13 protein-coding genes are annotated in these 14,317 nt (G+C 42.7%); 6 read left to right on the forward strand and 7 right to left on the reverse strand.

Annotation, left to right across the window (positions count from 1 at the left end; all coding sequences use genetic code 11):
* Positions 1-32: 32 nt before the first annotated feature.
* From ACKPCE_RS09895 to ACKPCE_RS09905, 3 genes are all read right to left on the reverse strand, one after another.
* Complete coding sequence (locus ACKPCE_RS09895) at positions 33-491, reverse strand: alanyl-tRNA editing protein (RefSeq protein ID WP_319505042.1); 459 nt, start codon at positions 489-491, stop codon at positions 33-35.
* Positions 492-496: 5 nt separating this feature from the next.
* The gene (locus ACKPCE_RS09900) at positions 497-1,330 is read right to left on the reverse strand and encodes a hypothetical protein (RefSeq protein WP_319505043.1); all 834 of its coding nucleotides are present in this window, start codon (positions 1,328-1,330) and stop codon (positions 497-499) included.
* Between the two features lie 249 nt (positions 1,331-1,579).
* Entirely contained in the window at positions 1,580-3,148 is a 1,569-nt protein-coding gene (locus ACKPCE_RS09905) for a glycoside hydrolase family 43 protein (protein ID WP_319505044.1), read from the reverse strand.
* A gap of 561 nt (positions 3,149-3,709) precedes the next feature.
* Between ACKPCE_RS09905 and ACKPCE_RS09910 the strand changes: the two genes are divergently transcribed.
* On the forward strand, positions 3,710-4,324 hold the full coding sequence (locus tag ACKPCE_RS09910; RefSeq protein ID WP_276990751.1) for an LvrA C-terminal domain-related protein: 615 nt from the start codon (positions 3,710-3,712) through the stop codon (positions 4,322-4,324).
* A gap of 208 nt (positions 4,325-4,532) precedes the next feature.
* On the opposite strand, the gene uvrB is transcribed toward ACKPCE_RS09910, so the two are convergent.
* Together uvrB and ACKPCE_RS09920 are read right to left on the reverse strand one after the other, a co-directional pair.
* Positions 4,533-6,566, reverse strand: coding sequence for an excinuclease ABC subunit UvrB (gene uvrB / locus ACKPCE_RS09915; RefSeq protein ID WP_319505045.1), 2,034 nt, complete (start codon positions 6,564-6,566; stop codon positions 4,533-4,535).
* Complete coding sequence (locus tag ACKPCE_RS09920) at positions 6,566-7,861, reverse strand: NCS2 family permease (protein ID WP_319505046.1); 1,296 nt, start codon at positions 7,859-7,861, stop codon at positions 6,566-6,568. Before ACKPCE_RS09920 ends, uvrB begins: the two co-directional genes overlap by 1 nt.
* Before the next feature lie 180 nt (positions 7,862-8,041).
* On the opposite strand from ACKPCE_RS09920, the gene ACKPCE_RS09925 reads away from it, so the two are divergent.
* From ACKPCE_RS09925 to ACKPCE_RS09945, 5 genes are all read left to right on the forward strand, one after another.
* Complete coding sequence (locus ACKPCE_RS09925) at positions 8,042-9,340, forward strand: phenylacetate--CoA ligase family protein (protein WP_276990761.1); 1,299 nt, start codon at positions 8,042-8,044, stop codon at positions 9,338-9,340.
* Positions 9,341-9,355: 15 nt separating this feature from the next.
* Positions 9,356-9,781 (forward strand): ACT domain-containing protein, encoded by a 426-nt coding sequence (locus ACKPCE_RS09930; RefSeq protein WP_027318136.1) that lies wholly within the window; start codon positions 9,356-9,358, stop codon positions 9,779-9,781.
* A gap of 87 nt (positions 9,782-9,868) precedes the next feature.
* Positions 9,869-10,672: an outer membrane protein assembly factor BamD gene (locus ACKPCE_RS09935; protein WP_319505047.1), complete on the forward strand. Its 804-nt coding sequence runs from the start codon at positions 9,869-9,871 to the stop codon at positions 10,670-10,672.
* A 14-nt stretch (positions 10,673-10,686) separates the two neighbouring features.
* Positions 10,687-11,022: a DNA-directed RNA polymerase subunit omega gene (locus ACKPCE_RS09940; RefSeq protein WP_276990764.1), complete on the forward strand. Its 336-nt coding sequence runs from the start codon at positions 10,687-10,689 to the stop codon at positions 11,020-11,022.
* A gap of 125 nt (positions 11,023-11,147) precedes the next feature.
* A complete protein-coding gene (locus tag ACKPCE_RS09945) occupies positions 11,148-11,597 on the forward strand; it encodes a DUF4293 domain-containing protein (protein WP_277640062.1) in 450 nt (149 codons plus the stop codon).
* A 75-nt stretch (positions 11,598-11,672) separates the two neighbouring features.
* On the opposite strand, the gene ACKPCE_RS09950 is transcribed toward ACKPCE_RS09945, so the two are convergent.
* Both ACKPCE_RS09950 and ACKPCE_RS09955 read right to left on the reverse strand, forming a co-directional pair.
* Entirely contained in the window at positions 11,673-12,356 is a 684-nt protein-coding gene (locus tag ACKPCE_RS09950) for a porin family protein (protein WP_319505048.1), read from the reverse strand.
* A 17-nt stretch (positions 12,357-12,373) separates the two neighbouring features.
* Positions 12,374-14,149 (reverse strand): LysM peptidoglycan-binding domain-containing protein, encoded by a 1,776-nt coding sequence (locus ACKPCE_RS09955; RefSeq protein ID WP_319505049.1) that lies wholly within the window; start codon positions 14,147-14,149, stop codon positions 12,374-12,376.
* Between the last annotated feature and the right edge of the window lie 168 nt (positions 14,150-14,317).

Genomic DNA, 14,317 nt, shown 5'->3' on the forward strand with positions numbered 1-14,317 from the left:
ATAACATGATTTAATAATTTGTATTTTAAAAACTAACTTAACTTAAATCGAATTCGTAGCCGTCCGTTTTCAAAATCACTGCTGATAATCTTGAAAGTCCCTATTTCCGAGGTGTTGTTGACATGTGTGCCGATGCAGGCACAAGTATCGTAATTGCCTACTTTAACGATACGTAACAAATCACTCGCTTCTTCGGGAAGTTTGCTGAGATCAACATCGTGGGGCGCTTCTTCGCGTGTGCAGAATTCAACCGTTACTGGTAAATGTTGCTTGATGACTTCATTTACTTTGTCTTCAATCTCCTGCATCTGGTCTGCCGTGGGACAGGCAGGAAGCAGATAATCGCATTTACTCTTTCTTCGTTCAATGTGTGCATTTTTAGAACGGGGGCAACCAAACATCCTTACCATGGTTTGGTTCAGAATGTGTTCTGCCGTATGCATAGGCGGATACTCCTGTTTGTTATGCTCGTTTAATATGGGCTTTTCCATAATTATTATGACTTTTTGTTGTTGATTTTTGCAATATAAAATATTAAATTCATTATAAAGATAATAAAACCGAATATGGGCATGACTTTAGTTATGATATTATCTTCCGATAATTTGTACATCAACCAGAAGCAGTAGGAGATTGTGCTGACAATGATTACAAAAGATAGAATAAGTGTGTACTTGTTCAATAGATAATATTCTACTATTTTTTGAACCCTAGGCTTCTTTTCCCATTTCTGATAGAGTTGGCTTTGAGGTTTCTTTATCCAGTTATTGAGGTACTGTTTTACATACATTTCTTTATTGCGAAAGCTAAGTCCTTCCCAATAATTTTGTTCACCTTCTTCCCTTAATTCTTTATATGCAAGATAAAGAACATGAAAGTCATAAAGAAATGCTGCCGGATAATCTAGGAAAATCTTTTCTAATGATTCTAAAATAGAGAAGACATTCTCATTGCTCTCCAACTTTACTTGGATACAGTAAATTGCTTTATATTTTAATATGGTTCCAAAATCGTTTATATCAATTGAAAGCTCATCTAATATTACATTTGTCAGACCGATGAGTGTTATTTGATTCTCTGTATTTGTGAATTGGCTTAATTGTATAATTTGCGTACTGGAGTACCCGGCTTGAAGTAACTTTTGAGCCCACTCTATCCATAAAGTCGTAACTTTATGTTCGCTAACCTCTGTTGTAAACCAATAGAATGCAATATCTGCGGTTAATGGAACATCTTCATAAATTTTATGATGGAATGTGTTAAGCTCTCCAATATTGTGTACTGGTGGACTTTCTTGTTTGTCGTGTATATTCAGTTGTTGTTTTTCCATTGTTTTTTTGTTATGGTGTCCTGAACTCCTTGATTTTCGCTTATGGGCAAAAAAAAAGGAGTCACGCCTGACTCCAACCTTTGTTAACCTTAAATCTAATACTATGAAAAACACATTGCAAAGGTACGCACTTTTTTGAGATCTGCAAGTTTCGTGTGCGAAAACATGTGTTTTATAACATGATTTAATATTTTGGAGTTGAAAGGCAAATGTTATAAACGCTTATTAAGAATTTCAACTTGGCTTTTCTTACCGACTCAAATATTCAAACCAATCAAAGTCGGCATACGCATGCGTGGCCGGTGTTTGAGATGTAGCATATAGTCCCAATATAATTCCGGTGAACCCTCCGGCGGTTTCGGTGCTCAGGTAACGGGTATTCATTTGCCCGATTGACTGAAACGTAGTTCCATTCAACGAATAGGCGAATGAGTAGGTGTCATTTTCACCTTTCACCTGTAGCTGAATGTTTGAAGCCGGTACAATAACCTCCTTGGCAATGTGCGTGAGTAATCCCATTCGGTAGCGCAGCACCACGGCTTGCTTGCCTTGCCCCAATTGCTTGATGTAAAGGTCGTAGTGTGCCTGGTTGTTCATCCATACGGTAAGACCTGCCTCGTCGTTGGGGGCAGCTTTCTGAAGCTTAACCGATGTGGTGGTTGTGAAGCGCATGTGTTCCTGTCGGCGACCGATAAAAGTAGGACTCCCCGAATCATCCAGTTTCACGCCGGTTGCCAGCAAACGCAGTTTGCCGTCTTTGGTGAATTGGTAGTTTTCCATGTGCGGATTTCGGAGGTGTATCCATTCCGGTGAAGCTTTACCGGCGTTGAATTCATCTCGTGCAGACTTTTCAGGAAACGGATGCTGAGGCAGGGTAGGCACTCGCATATCCAGACTGATTGTTCCGTTGCCGTTAACCACGGGCCAGGCATTGGTATCCCAGCGCACAGGAGCAAGATATGTTTCGCGTCCCAACAGATGATGCAGTCCCGATTGCGGACGAAAAGCCAGACAAACCATCCACCACGAACCATCTGCTGCCTCTACCAAATCGGCATGGCCGGTTCCTTGTATGGGGTTGAGCTGCGCTTCCATATTGATATGGGTTAATATGGGGTTGGCCGGATTGGAATCATAAGGCCCTTCCATGTTTCGACTGCGTGCAATGGTTACTTTATGGCCGTACTCCGTGCCGCCTTCGGAGATAAGCAGGTAATACCACCCGTCTTTTTTATACAGATGAGGCCCCTCGGGATAGCGTCCTCCGGTTCCTCGCCAGATAGCTTTGGTACTGCTAAGCTGCTCACCCGTCATGGGGTTAATTTCGCATAGCATAATGGTGTTGTCGGGGTTGCTGACCAGGTAACACTTCCCGCTTTCAAAGTAGATAGACGGGTCAATGCCGCCCTGTTTAATCCATACCGGGTCCGACCATTCACCAGCAGGGTCTTTGGTGTGAACCAGAAAATTGCCTTTGTCGGTCACATTGGTGGTGATCATGTAAAAAGTCCCTTCGTGGTAACGAATGGTAGGTGCGTATATACCGCCTGAAGAACCGGCTTTTTGAAGGTTCAACTGCGACGGACGGGTGAGTACGTTACCCAATTGTTGCCAGTGAATGAGGTCTTTACTGTGAAATAACGGTACTCCCGGAAAATACTCAAAGGTGCTGTTGACCAGATAATAATCGTCACCTACACGGCATACACTGGGGTCGGGATGGAATCCCGGGATAACCGGATTCTGATAACCTTCCTGCGCATGGCAGAAACTTGATAAGTAGAGGAAAGAGAATACGGTAAGTATGATGTTTTTCATCTCGTTATAAAATTAGATAGAAGAATACGTTTTTAATTCAGGCTATAAATTTACGATTTAATTTGTTGAAATGGAAATAATACGATCATAAAATGAACTGTTCACCAACTTTTTTTTATTCTAGGCCAACAAATAAAAATTCTAGGCCTGGGATTTAAATTTGTTGGCCTACATTTTATTTATCATCTATTTTTATCTATCTTTGTTAAGCCATTGTTGCTGAGAATACGTACTGATATAAGATATACCTGCATAAACACGACGAATGCTTCATTTTATATAAGCTCCCAACTCATTGATGGTAAAAGAACCTGCCACCTGTTTTACAGGAGGGGTGTTTTTGGTGTTTTGGATTCAAATTCAAAATACAATATTTATTATTTTATTAATTATTTAAGATTATAATATTTATTTGTGGCCGATGGCATGGCCGCTTTTAAAACAAGGGTGTGTGTAAGTTGCTGTAAATGAAGTGATTGAGTTGTACGCTGCCTGTTCAACTGCTTATACGGCTTTTGGACGTTTTTGCCGACTGAAAATTTATTACTAAATAACTGTATTATGGAAAAATCACCGTTGGATTCGGTCTTTGTAAAGGGATATATTTTAGTTCCCAAAGCGCTCATGGAAAGTCGTCTGGCCGACAGATCCAAGGTTTGTAGTGAGTTTGAAGCTTTTATGCTTGTTTTGTGCCATGTGAATTACCGCGATGCCACGTTTGATGTGTATGGAACGGATGAACTTTGTAAGCGAGGGGAGTCTTTTCGAAGCATGCAGACTTGGGCCGATATGTTTGGCTGGAGTCGTGCCAAGACGCGTCGCTATTTTGAGAAGCTGGAGAAAATAAATGTAATTATGCTACTTGCACACAAGAGAACAACGCATATCCGGGTAATTAATTATGATTTGTGGACAGGGGTGCGCAAGGATGCTTACAAGAAGGATCCAAATTACGAAAAGGAATTTCAGGAGTTTTGGGATTATTATCATGAAACGACGCAAATGCGTAAGGTAAACATAGCACGGGCAAAGAAGGAGTGGAGCATGCTTACGGCCGAAGAGCGCAAGCTGGCGTATAAAAACGTAGACAATTATTATTATTACCTAACAAACACGCGTTATTGTAAGCAGGCGGCTTCGTACCTGAAAGATAAAAGCTTTTTGGATGAAGATTGATGAGACGGGAACGCAAAAGTTGGGGTATGGGCAAAAAAAAGGAGTCACGCCTGACTCCAACCTTTGTTAACCTTAAATCTAATACTATGAAAAACACATTGCAAAGGTACGCACTTTTTTGGTATTTGCAAGTGTTGTGTGCGAAAACATGTGTTTTATAACATGATTTAATATTTTGAACCTTGAAATGTTTAATTCTGTAACAGATTTACACAGTTTCCCACTTCTCTTTCATCAGGTCTTCCAGCTTCAACAACTCGTCGCGGTATTGTGCTGCTTCAATGAACTCGAGCTTTTTAGCGGCTTCCTGCATCAGCTTACGTGTCCGGTCAATGGCTTTCTGCATCTGTTCACGGTTCATGTATTGCACCACAGGATCGGCTGCAATGTTAGGCCTTTCGGGCTCAATGTAAGCTTTGGCTCGCTGCGCATCGTTCTCGGTCAGGTTGTCTTTGAATACAGATAGGTTGCGCGCCTTAATGATTTGTTGCGGTGTAATGCCGTTGGCTTCGTTATAGGCCAGCTGTTTTTCGCGTCGTCTGTTGGTCTCGTCAATGGTCAGTTGCATGCTGTCGGTTATCTTGTCGGCATACATAATGACCTTTCCGTTAACGTTTCGGGCGGCACGGCCTGCTGTTTGCGTGAGTGAACGGTGCGAACGAAGGAAACCTTCTTTGTCGGCATCCAGAATAGCAACCAGGGAAACCTCGGGTAGGTCGAGCCCTTCACGGAGCAGGTTGACTCCAATCAGTACATCGTACACACCCTGGCGAAGATCATCCATGATTTTAACGCGCTGCAACGTGTCAACATCACTGTGAATGTAGTTGCAACTTACCTGATTGTTGAGCAGGAATTCGGTCAGTTCCTCGGCCATTCGTTTGGTGAGGGTGGTTACCAACACACGCTCGTTCATTTCAATACGTTGCTGTATCTCTTCCATCAAATCATCAATCTGATTCATGCTGGGACGCACGTCGATGATCGGATCTAGTAGTCCGGTAGGACGTATAACCTGTTCAACAACGACTCCTTCGGAGCGGATTAGTTCGTAATCGGCCGGTGTGGCACTCACGTAAATAATCTGTTTGGCCAGTTCCTCAAACTCTTCAAATTTCAGCGGACGGTTGTCGAGTGCGGCAGGAAGTCTGAAACCGTATTCAACCAAGTTAGTCTTTCGTGCCCGGTCGCCTCCGTACATCGCTCTGATTTGCGGCACGCTCACGTGGCTTTCATCAATGACCATCAGGAAATCATCGGGGAAAAAGTCGAGCAGACAGTAGGGGCGTGTGCCGGCCTCGCGACCGTCAAAATAGCGTGAATAGTTCTCAATGCCCGAACAGTGTCCCAGCTCCCGGATCATTTCCATGTCATACGTTACACGTTCGTACAGTCTTTTGGCTTCGTAGGGTTTGCCGATTGATTCAAAAAAGGCTACCTGACGTGTCAGGTCGTCTTCAATCATGTGGATGGCCCGTTGCGTGGCCTCCTTGGTTGTCATGAACAAGTTGGCCGGATATATCTTATATGATTCGAACACTCCTACGGTTATGCCCGAAAGCGGGTCGACTTCCTCAATGGCGTCTACCTCATCGCCCCAGAAAATAATGCGTAGTATGTGATCGGAATAGGCCAGTGCAATGTCAACGGTATCTCCTTTTACACGGAAGTTACCCCGGTTCAGGTCAATGTCGTTGCGCACATACAGGCTGTCGACCAGTCGGCGCAGAAAGACATTACGGTTAACGGCTTTTCCTTTTTCAACATCAATCACGTTGCTATAGAAATCGGCCGGGTTACCCATACCGTATATGCATGATACGGACGACACAACCAGCACGTCCTGACGTCCAGAAAGAAGGGCGGAAGTAGCGGCCAGCCTCAGTTTATCGATCTCGTCATTGATGGCAAGGTCTTTTTCAATATACGTATCACTGCCCGGCAGGTAAGCCTCAGGCTGGTAATAATCGTAGTAAGATACGTAATACTCAACCGCATTGTTGGGGAAGAAGCTTTTAAACTCGCTGTAAAGCTGCGCGGCCAATGTTTTGTTGTGGCTTAAAATCAATGTGGGTTTATTGATGTTTTTCACCACATTGGCAATGGTGAATGTTTTTCCGGAACCGGTAACACCCAGAAGCGTTTGCGCGGGCACTCCCTGAAGTACACCTTCAGTGAGTTGTGCAATCGCTTCCGGCTGGTCACCGGTAGGTTGATAAGCTGATGTTAGCTCAAAATTCATTATCCGAGAATCAATTTTAATATGAATAACACAGAAAGGATATACATGGTTGCGGATATCTTTTTGTATTCTCCCGTAAACAGTTTAATGATGACATAACTTAACATACCCAGCACGATACCGTCGGCAATGGAGTAGGTCAGTACCATCATCAGCATGGTAACGAAGGCAGGCAGCGCTTCGGATATGTCACTCAGGTCAATGTTCGGTATGTTTCCAATCATCAATACGCCCACAATGAACAAGGCACCTGTGGTTGCCGCACTTGGAATGAGCAGAAACAGTGGCGCAAAGAACAAGGCAATGATGAAAAGAACGGCTACGGTAAGAGAAGTCAGTCCGGTGCGTCCCCCTTCGCTGATGCCCGATGCACTCTCCACATAAGAACCTACGGTTGATGTTCCGCATACGGCTCCGAAAGTCGTACCGATGGCGTCTGCCAAAAGAGCTTCCTTGATGTGAGGAATCTTACCGTCTTTGTCCATCAATCCGGCTTTGGATGTTACCCCGATCAGCGTACCGATGGTGTCAAACAAATCCATAAAGATCAGCACAAAAACAATGATTAGCATATCGACAGAGAATATCTGGCTGAAATCGAACTGCATGAAGGTAGGCTCCATGGAGTGCGGCAGGGATACGGGTGAGAAATTATCGGGCAACAAGGTTACTCCCATTGGAATACCGATAGCCGTACAAGCCATGATGCTGTAAAACAGAGCACCTTTCACGTTCTTCTTCATCAGGATACCACTTAGAATGATACCGATAACAGCCAGCACGGCGGCAGGTGTAAACTTACCCAGCATCACGAAAGTTGCTTCGTTTGACACAATGATACCGGCATTCTTCAGTCCGATGAAGGAAATGAACATACCGATACCGGCCGATATAGCGTAACGCAAACTCATGGGAATGCTGTTTACGATGGCTTCACGGATATTGAAAGCAGTTATTAAGATAAAAATGACACCTTCTATGAGGACCGCAGCCAATGCTGTTTGCCAGCTAAGGCCCATGCCCTGTACTAAGGTGAAAGCGAAAAAGGCGTTTACTCCCATGGCTGGAGCAAGGGCAACAGGCAGTTTGGCCATGATTGCCATGCAGAATGTGGCTACGGCAGATGCCAGAGCGGTGGCGGTGAAGACTGATTCTTTGCTCATTCCTGCCTGCGAAAGAATGTCGGGGTTTACAGCCAAAATGTACGACATCGTTAAAAAGGTAGTAATACCGGCAACAATCTCCGTTCTGATACTTGTCTGGCCATGATAGCCAAATAAATGGGTAAATTTCATTTTGAGTACTTTTTCTTTAAATGTGTTATAAAATGGATAAAAAAGCCCTTTGGGCAAAAACAAGTGGCAATATTCGGCAAAAATGTCGAGATATACAAATTGTTTTTCCAAATTAATTCTTTACTTTGCAACATTATCAAACTCGGATACTGATACTACTAATAATTTATATCGAAAAGCATGATTTGGAATGAAAGCATCGAATGTATGGACCGCGAGAATCTTCGTAAGCTCCAGAGCATGAGATTAAAAAAAATCGTTGAACACGTTTATCACAACACGCCTTTCTACAGAAAGAAAATGCAGGAAATGGGAATTACGCCGGATGACATCCATGACATAGATGATCTGGTAAAACTTCCTTTTACAACCAAGACTGATTTAAGAGATAATTATCCGTTTGGCTTGTGTGCGGTGCCCATGAGTCAGATTGTACGTATTCACGGTTCTTCGGGTACCACAGGCAAGCCTACGGTGGTGGGTTACACGCGGAAAGACCTGGCAGCGTGGACGGAGTGTCTTTCACGCAGCTTTTCTGCTTACGGAGCCGGCAATACGGACATATTTCATATCGCTTACGGTTACGGTTTGTTTACCGGGGGACTGGGTGCTCATTACGGAGCCGAGAATATCGGTGCATCGGTTATTCCCATGTCGAGTGGTAATACGGAAAAACAAATTACGCTGATGCATGACTTTGGCTCGACGGTTTTGTGCTGCACGCCTTCTTATGCTCTTTTTATAGCCGATACGATCAAAGATTCGGGCGTACCCCGTGACGATTTTAAATTGAAGGTCGGCGTTTTCGGTGCGGAACCGTGGACGGAAAGCATGCGTAAAGAGATTGAAGAGAAGTTGTGTATCAAGGCGTATGATATTTACGGGTTGAGTGAAATTGCCGGACCGGGAGTGGGGTACGAATGCGAATGCCAAAACGGTACGCACCTGAATGAAGACCATTTCTTTCCAGAAATTGTTGACCCCAAAACTTTGCAACCGGTTAACCCGGGTGAAACGGGTGAGCTGGTATTTACTCACCTCACCAAAGAAGGAATGCCTTTGCTGAGGTATCGCACTAAAGATTTGACGGCTCTGCATTATGAAAAATGTGCATGCGGACGAACATTGGTACGCATGGATCGTATTTTAGGCCGAAGTGATGATATGCTTATTATTCGCGGAGTCAATGTATTCCCCACACAAATTGAGTCGGTTATACTTGAAATGCCCGAATTCGAACCACACTATTTGCTTATTGTTGATCGTGTGAACAATACGGATACAATGGAGCTGAAGGTAGAAGCACGCCCTGATTTCTATTCGGATGAAATCAACAAAATGCTGGCGCTGAAGAAGAAGCTGACTGCCCGTTTGCAAAGTGTTTTGGGATTGGGAGTCAACGTGAAGATTGTGGAGCCCAGAAGCATTGAACGCAGTGTAGGAAAGGCGAAACGTGTTATTGATAATAGAAAACTCTGATAAAACGAAAATAATATGGTAGCAAAACAACTCTCTATTTTTTTAGAGAATAAAGAAGGTAGACTTACCGAGGTTACACGTATACTGGCCGATGAAGGTATTAATCTGTCGGCACTGTGTATTGCTGAGAATGCGGATTTCGGAATCTTAAGAGGAATTGTTTCTGATCCCGATAAAGCTTATAATGCTTTGAAAGCACATCATTTTGCCGTAAGCATAACGGATGTGGTAGGTATCAACTGTCCCAATGTGCCGGGTGCACTGGCTAAAGTGCTGGAGTATCTGTCGGAATCGGGCGTGTTTATCGAATATATGTACTCGTTTGCCAACAATGGTTCGGCCAATGTGATTATCCGTCCCAACGATATGCCGGGGTGTATAAGGGTTTTGACGGAGAAGAAGGTCGATCTCCTTGCAGCCAGTGATTTGTATCGACTGTAGTCTGTCGTTTTTTAGTATTAAAAAACATTGATTAATTGATTTATTCGAACCGAATGAGTACCTTTGCACAATTATTTTGTAATTAGAATGAGAAAAAGTGTCGTTACATACATGTTGGCAGCTATGTTGCTTTCTTCATGCGGAGAGTATAACAAGTTGCTGAAGAGCACAGACTACGAGTACAAATACGAAGCAGCCAAGAACTACTTTGCGAAAGGAAAATACAGCAAATCGGCCACGTTGCTGAATGAGTTGATAACCATTCTTAAAGGAACCGATAAGGCGGAAGAGTCTTTGTACATGCTTGGTATGAGTTATTATAATCAAAAAGATTATCAGACTGCTGCTCAGACTTTTATTACGTATTACAACTCTTATCCGCGAGGCACGTTTGCTGAATTGGCACGTTTCCATGCCGGAAAAGGTTTATGTCTGGATACCCCTGAAGCCCGTCTTGATCAGTCGGGAACTTACAAGGCTATTCAGGAGTTGCAGATGTTTTTGGAGTATTTTCCCAATAGCACCAAGAAGCCGGAGGCACAGAATATGATATTCGAATTGCAGGATAAACTGGTTCAGAAGGAACTCCTTTCTGCCAGGTTGTATTACAATTTGGGTAACTATATGGGTAATAACTTTCTTTCTTGTGTGGTGACTGCACAGAATGCACTCAAGGATTATCCGTACACGCACTACCGCGAAGACCTTTCCATTTTGATTTTGAAGTCAAAATACGAAATGGCTATTTATAGTGTGGAGGAAAAAAAAGGAGAACGTTACAGAGAAACAATTGATGAGTATTATGCCTTTGTAAATGAGTTCCCCGAAAGCAAATACCTCAAAGAGGCAGAGAATATATTCAAGGAATCAAAAGAGATAATTAAAGATTAAATTTAGATAGATTTATGGACTACAAAAAATCAAATGCTCCTTCGTCAACAGTAACCCGTGATATGATGGATTTATGTTCTGATACGGGTAACGTATATGAAACAGTTTCTATCATCGGTAAGCGCTCTAATCAGATCAGTGTTGAGATCAAAAGTGACTTGTCTAAGAAGTTGCAGGAGTTTGCTTCTTACAATGATAACCTCGAAGAGGTGTTCGAAAACAGAGAGCAAATTGAAATTTCACGTTATTACGAGAAATTGCCCAAACCCACGCTGATTGCTGCGCAGGAATATTTGGAAGGCAAGATTTATTATAGAAATCCTTCTAAAGAAAAAGAAAAGTTGCAGTAATACATTGCATACTTACATACTATAAGCCAGGTGGTTGAAGTGGGAGAGAAGTCTGTACATTTTACTGCTTGGCTTTTATTATTCTCGTTATAACCCGTACTTATTATTTTAATACCTTACCGATTATGATTCAACGAATTCAAACCGTTTATCTACTTTTGGTTACCGGCTTGCTGATTGCTGCCATGTGTATGCCATTGGGCTATTTTACAGGGGCAGATGCCGTGCAATATACATTGATGCCTGCCGGGGTGAGTGCCAACAACCTGTTTCAGTCAACCTGGGGTATCTTGTGTATCCTTATATTAAGCTCGATCATTTCTTTTTTGACCATATTCTTATATAAGAACAGAATGCTTCAAATACGTATGACTGTTTTTTGCAGTGTCTTATTGGTGGGTTTTTACCTGGCTTTCCTAGCTTTTATGTTCATGTTAAAGAGTGATCTGGAAGCTTCGTTCCGCATATCTTGGGCTTTGAGTTTTCCTTTGATAGCGATTATACTTAACTACTTAGCTCTACGTGCCATTGGGCGTGATGAGGTGATGGTGAAAGCTGCCGATCGTTTGAGGTAAGAACCTGATTATACATAAAGAAACAAAAAATGCGGAAACTCAATTTCCGCATTTTTTGTTGGGTGACCTCCCGGCTTATTTGCTAAGGTCAAATAAGTATGTGATTCGAGCCGACAGGATGCTGTGCGCCGCCCTTGAAAAATCATCCTTTTTAGTTGTTTTATAAAAGTCGGACAGTGCGTAGTAATACCGGCCTTCCACCAGAAAGTTACCGACACCTGTTCTTATTTCAACGCCTGCACCACCTACAATTCCGTAATCGAACTTGTTATCGGCCATCTTACCGTATTGGTAGCTGGTGCGACTGATGGGACTGAAGTCGGCACTCTTCTTTTCTTTCTCATTAAGCAGGAAACCAATTTGTGGTCCGGCATTGATGAAAAACTGTCCGCCCCTCTCTTTTCCGAATGCTAAGTGCGCCAGAAAAGGTATTTCCAAGTAGTTCATTTCACGGCTGTAGGTATCCGTGTTCTCTTCAATCAGCTCGGTCCAGCCTCTTTGCGAATAGTTCAGCTCCATTTGCAGTCCGCAAATCATGGCGAAATATTTCTCGGAAATATATCTCACAGTTAATCCTCCGGTCATGCCATTGGTCGTTTTCTGCTTTATTTTGGGAGTAAAAGATACATTGCTGAAGTTCATTCCACCATTGACCCCTACTGCTATGTTATTGCGCAATTCGCCTATCTGCGCCAAAGCGGGTAGGCTGACGGCTGCAAAGGTGAGTACCATTCCTGTCTTTAGAAACTTTTTAATCATGAATCTTATGCTTTATTTTATTCGAAATCGAGTTTTATTAATTCAAAATCTTTGGTGAAACGAACGAAGAATACTTTTTTGTTCACAAAGCCTCCCCATGTATTCACCCTCTCAAAGCTGAATCCGGTTTGAATGGGAGTAAGCTTCATTTTAGACAGGTTACGTTCCAGTCCGGTGCCATATTCGCTTAACCCTTTCAGGAAGAAGAAACCTGTATCAAATCCCAGCATGCCGTATTTGGGGAATGTGTTGGCCATATCTTTCGAATACCATTTGCGGTAGCCGTTATTGAATTTGATGGCGGCCGGCAAAAGGTTGTTTGTGTAAAAGGAAGAGTAGAAATACGTATCAAGCTCAAAGAAACTATCCAGATGGTCTTTGGTGTACGTCTGCCATTCCGGGTAACCGAAGAGGTTGATCACCATTTCCGGACTGTTTCGCACCAGTAATTTCAATTGAGGAAGTAATTTAATTAATGTAAGGTTACTGCCCGAAGTGGGTACGAAGATATTTGTTTTTCCCAAACGAAGAGCCGCTTTTAATTCCTCTTGTGAAGCACTGGCTTTCAATACATGCAGGGTAGTTCCCTTTCTTTTCAGTTCTTGTTTGAACCCTTTGATGAATTCTGCTTTTTCGCCGTTTCCGTTGGTTGCATCGAGTATAATCACGTTGGCGTTGGGAAACTGACGGTTAAAGTGTTCATATACTTCCGAATACAAATAAGATTGTGGGGTGTTTATTTGATATACCCAAGGATTCTGGAACACCTCGTTGTCTTTCGATGTGAATGGAATAACCAAACGGATTTGGTTCTTTTTGGCAAAGGCAGCCAGCGGATCAATGTGCTCGGCATGCAACGGACCGAAAATGACATCCATCTTTTTCAGTTCGCTTTTATCTAGTATAGACTGGATAGAGCTGGTTTCATCACCCGAGTCATAGGTGTAAAGGTCAACGGACACGTCTGTTCTTTTTAAACTGTCAACAGCCATAAGAAAACCTTCGTAGTACTCAACCATTCTGGCCGATTCGTTTCTTTTGTTCCCGTTGAGCATGAAAGGAAGTATGACCGCAGCTTTGATGGTTGATAACCGTTTGTATGTTTTGGCACTGTTGGCATTGAACAAATCACTGTCGTTCGGTATGGTTGAAGTTCCTCTCTGATCTTCGTTGTTGGAAGCAGCGAAGGGAATGCACAATTCGTCTCCTTTGTTCAAACCTCTGTTCTTTAATTCCGGATTGGCTGCAATTAACTCTTGCGAGCTGATTCCATACCGCTGACCAATGCTGTAAAGGGTTTCCCTCTTTTTAACCTTGTGAGTTTCCCGGCATCGGGATTGAGGAGTGGCGGCCACATTGTTTTGTACGGGCTCTTTTACGAAGGTGGTTTCAGTGTTTTTGTTCAGGGGGATGCGAATAACGGTTCCTATGCGAAAGTTTTGTGCACTTAATCCCGGGTTGGCATCGCAGATGGCATCTGCCGACATCTGATACATCACGGTAAGGCGGTAAAGAGTTTCTCCGCTTTTAATCGTGTGGAAAATATCTTCTTTCTGGTTAGAGGTTTTCTGAGGTATTTTTAAGGTCTGGCCAACGTAGATCTTTTCATCACAGCCCGGGTTTAGAGTAATAATGTCTGCCTTGTTTACTCCATACATGCTGGCAATAGAATAAAGGCTTTGCCCTTTTTCAATGGTATGTAAAAACCAGGAATTTCTTTCTTGTGCTGAAATATGCAGTACACAGGCGTTTAAAACGAATAGCAGAATACTAATCTTTTTTATAAGTCTCATCAGCGGTTATTTTACGTTATAAATAAAATGAAGCGCCATTTGCCAATGGCTATCCAAATGCAAAGGTACTAAAAATGTCATGTATTTGCACAACATAATGAGTTAAGAAAATAATAAAGCATTTTTTAAAACTATTTTTCATCAGGAAGCATTATTTTTGCAGGTATT

The organism is Bacteroides graminisolvens, from assembly GCF_963666085.1.
Taxonomy (GTDB): domain Bacteria; phylum Bacteroidota; class Bacteroidia; order Bacteroidales; family Bacteroidaceae; genus Bacteroides; species Bacteroides graminisolvens.

Excerpts from the sequence above, each read along its gene's own strand:
- ACKPCE_RS09910 (WP_276990751.1), top strand. The coding sequence starts at position 3,710 with ATGGAAAAATCACCGTTGGATTCGGTCTTTGTAAAGGGATATATTTTA.
- uvrB (WP_319505045.1), bottom strand. The coding sequence starts at position 6,566 with ATGAATTTTGAGCTAACATCAGCTTATCAACCTACCGGTGACCAGCCG.
- ACKPCE_RS09955 (WP_319505049.1), bottom strand. The coding sequence starts at position 14,149 with ATGAGACTTATAAAAAAGATTAGTATTCTGCTATTCGTTTTAAACGCC.
- ACKPCE_RS09950 (WP_319505048.1), bottom strand. The coding sequence starts at position 12,356 with ATGATTAAAAAGTTTCTAAAGACAGGAATGGTACTCACCTTTGCAGCC.
- ACKPCE_RS09935 (WP_319505047.1), top strand. The coding sequence starts at position 9,869 with ATGAGAAAAAGTGTCGTTACATACATGTTGGCAGCTATGTTGCTTTCT.
- ACKPCE_RS09945 (WP_277640062.1), top strand. The coding sequence starts at position 11,148 with ATGATTCAACGAATTCAAACCGTTTATCTACTTTTGGTTACCGGCTTG.
- ACKPCE_RS09895 (WP_319505042.1), bottom strand. The coding sequence starts at position 491 with ATGGAAAAGCCCATATTAAACGAGCATAACAAACAGGAGTATCCGCCT.
- ACKPCE_RS09925 (WP_276990761.1), top strand. The coding sequence starts at position 8,042 with ATGATTTGGAATGAAAGCATCGAATGTATGGACCGCGAGAATCTTCGT.
- ACKPCE_RS09940 (WP_276990764.1), top strand. The coding sequence starts at position 10,687 with ATGGACTACAAAAAATCAAATGCTCCTTCGTCAACAGTAACCCGTGAT.
- ACKPCE_RS09920 (WP_319505046.1), bottom strand. The coding sequence starts at position 7,861 with ATGAAATTTACCCATTTATTTGGCTATCATGGCCAGACAAGTATCAGA.
- ACKPCE_RS09905 (WP_319505044.1), bottom strand. The coding sequence starts at position 3,148 with ATGAAAAACATCATACTTACCGTATTCTCTTTCCTCTACTTATCAAGT.
- ACKPCE_RS09930 (WP_027318136.1), top strand. The coding sequence starts at position 9,356 with ATGGTAGCAAAACAACTCTCTATTTTTTTAGAGAATAAAGAAGGTAGA.
- ACKPCE_RS09900 (WP_319505043.1), bottom strand. The coding sequence starts at position 1,330 with ATGGAAAAACAACAACTGAATATACACGACAAACAAGAAAGTCCACCA.